We start from the raw sequence: 3,997 nt of genomic DNA, 5'->3' as shown, positions 1-3,997 counted from the left end.
CTTGCCCGCCAGCGGCAAGCGATACTTCGCGATCTGACCGATCCCGATGTTCCGGTATTCCGGCCTTGGTTTTTTTACGGCTTCTGCCATGCTAGACCCCAACTTGTTAACACACTAATCCGCGATTTTAGCGCCTTTTTATATCGCGCTGCAGCGAGAAGTCCTCTAAAAGACCGTTGCTCCATGCGCGAGAATGGGCCTGCTAACGTGCGTGTTCCGCGAGCACTCAGCCAGTGCTCGCGGCCCGTTCTTCACTCGATCAACTCAAGTCGTTCTGATAAAAATAGCCGGTCGTGACGTACCATCCGCGACGCACTTCGACAGGCCGGTCGCCATAGGTATAGGACACGCGCTCGACCGATAACAGCGGAAATCCCTGCGCCACATCGAGGAACTGCGCGACGGTTTCATCGGCGGCGACGGCGCGGATCTTCTCGGTCGCGCGGATCATGCGCGTGCCAAACTCCGTCTCGAACATCGCGTAGAGCGGACCCTTGTACTCGGCGAGACGCTCGGCCGTGAGTCCGCGAAACACCGCGCCCGGCAGCCAGATTTCGTCGAACACGGTCGTCACGCCATCGAACTGCAACAAGCGCTTGATAAGAACGACGGGGTCGGCAGGCTTCAAATCCAGTTGGCGCGCGATCTCCGCCGGCGCGCGCAGGCGCCTGCATTCGAGCAGACGGCTTACGTGAGGATGGACGTCGCCATCGTCGGGCAGAAGGCGCAGGAAGCGGAACTGCACGCGGTCTTCGTTGTGCGTCGCAACGAACGTGCCTTTGCCCTGACGTCGAACGAGAAGATTGTCGGCGGCGAGTTCATCGATCGCCTTGCGGACGGTGCCCTGGCTCACCTTGTAGCGCGCGGCCAGCTCGACCTCGCTCGGGATGATTTCGCCAGGCTTCCATTCGCCGGACTCGAGTCCTTGCGTGATGAGCGCCTTGATTTGCTGATACAGCGGGCTGAACGTCGGCGACGGCGTGCTCGCGGCCTCAGCCGCCGGTGCAGTGCCGTTGGGGGTCGTCGTGCTCGCCGGGTTGGAATTCATGCCGCGCATTTCAACACAAGGCCCGCCGTGCGTCCAGACTTTTCCCGAAGATTCCTATGTCTTATATAAGACATAAGATAGTGTTGACTTTACCTCGGACGGCTCCTACACTCCTTGTCGAGCAAGGGTTTGCGGGTCGTTGCGAAAGCACGGGAACCGCCGCTCAGCGCGTTTTATCATGGCCCTTTTCGCCTCGAGTACGCTCTGAACACGGCATCCGGCGCAGCGTGCAACATACCGCCAGGCACGCCCTTTCGCTTTCGCCTCACGCCGATCGGCCACTCGATTCGCGCGCCGCTGCCTGCCCCTCGCCTCGCAACGTCAAGCGCCGTCTCGTATGGGCGCGTTGCCGTCAGACCCAAGCGAAATCACCGCGTCCTTCCAGAACACTCCGCACGCCTCTCGCTCGAAGAGAAGGATTCATGGCATGACGGTCAAGCCGTAACGCCGATGCACGGCACGGGCGCGAACGCTCGGTCGAGCTTCGAAGCGTTTGGGCACGGCATGGCCGGCATGTCTTCATCAACGCTTTGCGTAACGCGCATAAAATGGCGTTTTTCCCTAGCGTTCCACGCACCGTCCAGGAGAGTTCTCAATGGCTAAGTCCGCAAAGCGCGTTGCCGTAACCGGCGCCGCAGGTCAAATCGGCTACTCGCTGCTGTTCCGCATCGCCAATGGCGATCTGCTCGGCAAAGACCAGCCCGTGATTCTTCAGTTGCTCGATCTGCCGCAAGCGCAAGCCGCCGTGAAGGGCGTCGTGATGGAGCTGGAAGATTGCGCATTCCCGCTGCTCGCGGGCGTGGTCGTCACGGACGACCCCAAGGTCGCGTTCAAGGACGCCGACGTCGCGTTGCTGGTCGGTGCACGTCCGCGTTCGAAGGGCATGGAGCGCAAGGACCTGCTGTCGGCGAACGCCGAGATCTTCACGGTTCAGGGCAAGGCGCTGAACGATGTCGCGAGCCGCGACGTGAAGGTGCTGGTCGTCGGCAACCCGGCGAACACGAACGCTTACATCGCGATGAAGTCGGCGCCGGATCTGCCGAAGAAGAACTTCACCGCCATGCTGCGTCTGGACCACAACCGCGCGCTGTCGCAACTGGCGGCCAAGTCGGGCAAGCCGGTCGCGTCGATCGAAAAGCTCGCCGTGTGGGGCAACCACTCGCCGACGATGTACCCGGACTTCCGTTTCGCAACGGCGGAAGGCGAGAGCCTGACGAAGCTCATCAACGACGACGAGTGGAACCGTAACACGTTCATCCCGACCGTCGGCAAGCGCGGCGCGGCGATTATCGAAGCGCGCGGCCTGTCGTCGGCGGCATCGGCGGCGAATGCTGCGATCGATCACGTGCGTGACTGGGTGCTCGGCACGAACGGCAAGTGGGTCACGATGGGCATTCCGTCGGACGGCTCGTACGGCATTCCGGAAGACATCATCTACGGCGTGCCCGTCACGTGCGAAAACGGCGAGTACAAGCGCGTCGAAGGCCTCGAAATCGACGCGTTCTCGCGCGAGAAGATGGACGGCACGCTGAACGAGCTGCTCGAAGAGCGCGACGGCGTTTCGCATCTGCTGGGCAAGTAAATACGTCGTTCAAGGGGAGTCTGCAAAGGCTTCCCGTCTGCGCGAACGCTACGCGGCGTTCGTGCATGATTCGAACGCGCTTGAAAAACATCGAGCGTGTTCGAATCATCGAGCAAGATGGAATTTCCCAACTTCCAATCGGACCCGACGCCGACGATGCCTGCTCTCACTCCCGCCGAAGTGCTGTTTGACGGCGAAGCGCAACCCGCCGTGCTTCCGACCTGTGATCATTACGCCGGCAGCGAGAAGATGATCCGCAAATCCCTGGCGCTGCAGGCGCAACTCGGTCCGGTGTTCGACATCACGCTCGATTGCGAAGACGGGGCGCAAGTCGGTCACGAGGCCGAACATGCGGAAATGGTTGCGTCGTTCGTCGGTGGCGAGGACGACCGCTTCGGGCGCGTGGGCGTGCGCATCCACGACTTCGATCATCGTGCGTGGCGCGACGACGTCCGCATCATCCTGCGTCGCGCGAAGAAAGCGCCCGCGTTCATCATGCTGCCGAAAATCCGCAGCGCCGCCGATGCCACCGAAATGGTCGCGTTCATCGAAGCAACGCGACGCGAGTTCGGCATCGAGCAACCGATTCCCTGCCATCTGCTGATCGAGACGCACGGCGCGCTCGCGCAAGCGTTCGAACTGGCAGCGCTGCCGGGCGTCGAATCGCTGAGCTTCGGCCTGATGGACTTCGTCTCGGCGCACAACGGCGCCATTCCCGATACCGCGATGCGCTCGCCCGGCCAGTTCGATCATCCGCTCGTGCAGCGCGCGAAGCTGGAGATCGCGGCCGCGTGTCACGCGCACGGCAAGGTGCCGTCGCACAACGTATCGACGGAAGTGCGCGACATGAGCGTCGTCGCGAACGATGCGGCACGCGCGCGCAACGCGTTCGGCTATACGCGCATGTGGAGCATCCATCCGGATCAGATCAGGCCGATCGTCGAGGCCTTCTCGCCGCGCGCCGATGAAATCGCGCTCGCGGCGCAGATTCTGCTTGCGGCACAGCGCGCACAGTGGGGCCCGACGCGGCATGGCGATACGCTGCACGATCGCGCGAGCTATCGCTATTACTGGTCCGTGCTGCGCCGCGCGCACGCGACCGGCCAGACGCTGCCCGACGAATGCGCGCCGTTTTTCAAATCATCATCTCGACAAGACAAATAACGCCGCATCGCGAGCGTGCAAAGGAGACTAGAGACAATGACCGATCAGGCATCGACCGAAGCACCCGCAACCGGCGCATTCAAGCCGAAGAAATCCGTCGCGCTGTCGGGCGTGACGGCGGGCAATACCGCGCTGTGCACCGTCGGCAAGACGGGCAACGACTTGCACTATCGCGGCTACGACATTCTCGATGTCGCGACGAC

The 3,997-nt window shown here is 62.2% G+C and carries 3 protein-coding genes and 2 pseudogenes; 3 read left to right on the top strand and 2 right to left on the bottom strand.

Going from position 1 to position 3,997, the window contains the following annotated elements:
• Positions 1-90 (bottom strand): annotated as a pseudogene (locus NCR93_RS14250) (succinate dehydrogenase, cytochrome b556 subunit); the annotation flags it as partial.
• A 169-nt stretch (positions 91-259) separates the two neighbouring features.
• Positions 260-1,057: a GntR family transcriptional regulator gene (locus tag NCR93_RS14245; protein WP_033536962.1), complete on the bottom strand. Its 798-nt coding sequence runs from the start codon at positions 1,055-1,057 to the stop codon at positions 260-262.
• Between the two features lie 586 nt (positions 1,058-1,643).
• Between NCR93_RS14245 and NCR93_RS14240 the strand changes: the two genes are divergently transcribed.
• From NCR93_RS14240 to NCR93_RS14230, 3 genes and pseudogenes are all read left to right on the top strand, one after another.
• Positions 1,644-2,630 (top strand): malate dehydrogenase, encoded by a 987-nt coding sequence (locus tag NCR93_RS14240; protein ID WP_008354061.1) that lies wholly within the window; start codon positions 1,644-1,646, stop codon positions 2,628-2,630.
• 156 nt (positions 2,631-2,786) lie between these two features.
• The gene (locus NCR93_RS14235) at positions 2,787-3,794 is read left to right on the top strand and encodes an HpcH/HpaI aldolase/citrate lyase family protein (RefSeq protein ID WP_175982959.1); all 1,008 of its coding nucleotides are present in this window, start codon (positions 2,787-2,789) and stop codon (positions 3,792-3,794) included.
• A 36-nt stretch (positions 3,795-3,830) separates the two neighbouring features.
• A pseudogene (locus tag NCR93_RS14230) lies at positions 3,831-3,997 on the top strand (2-methylcitrate synthase); the annotation flags it as partial.

It is taken from the genome of Caballeronia sp. ATUFL_F1_KS39 (genome assembly GCF_023630985.1).
Lineage (GTDB): Bacteria > Pseudomonadota > Gammaproteobacteria > Burkholderiales > Burkholderiaceae > Caballeronia > Caballeronia zhejiangensis.
The sequence above is the reverse complement of the archived record's forward strand: the minus strand, read 5'-3'. Positions and strand labels throughout refer to the sequence as shown.

Coding starts and splice junctions, on each gene's coding strand:
- NCR93_RS14245 (WP_033536962.1), bottom strand. CDS start 1,057: ATGCGCGGCATGAATTCCAACCCGGCGAGCACGACGACCCCCAACGGC.
- NCR93_RS14240 (WP_008354061.1), top strand. CDS start 1,644: ATGGCTAAGTCCGCAAAGCGCGTTGCCGTAACCGGCGCCGCAGGTCAA.
- NCR93_RS14235 (WP_175982959.1), top strand. CDS start 2,787: ATGCCTGCTCTCACTCCCGCCGAAGTGCTGTTTGACGGCGAAGCGCAA.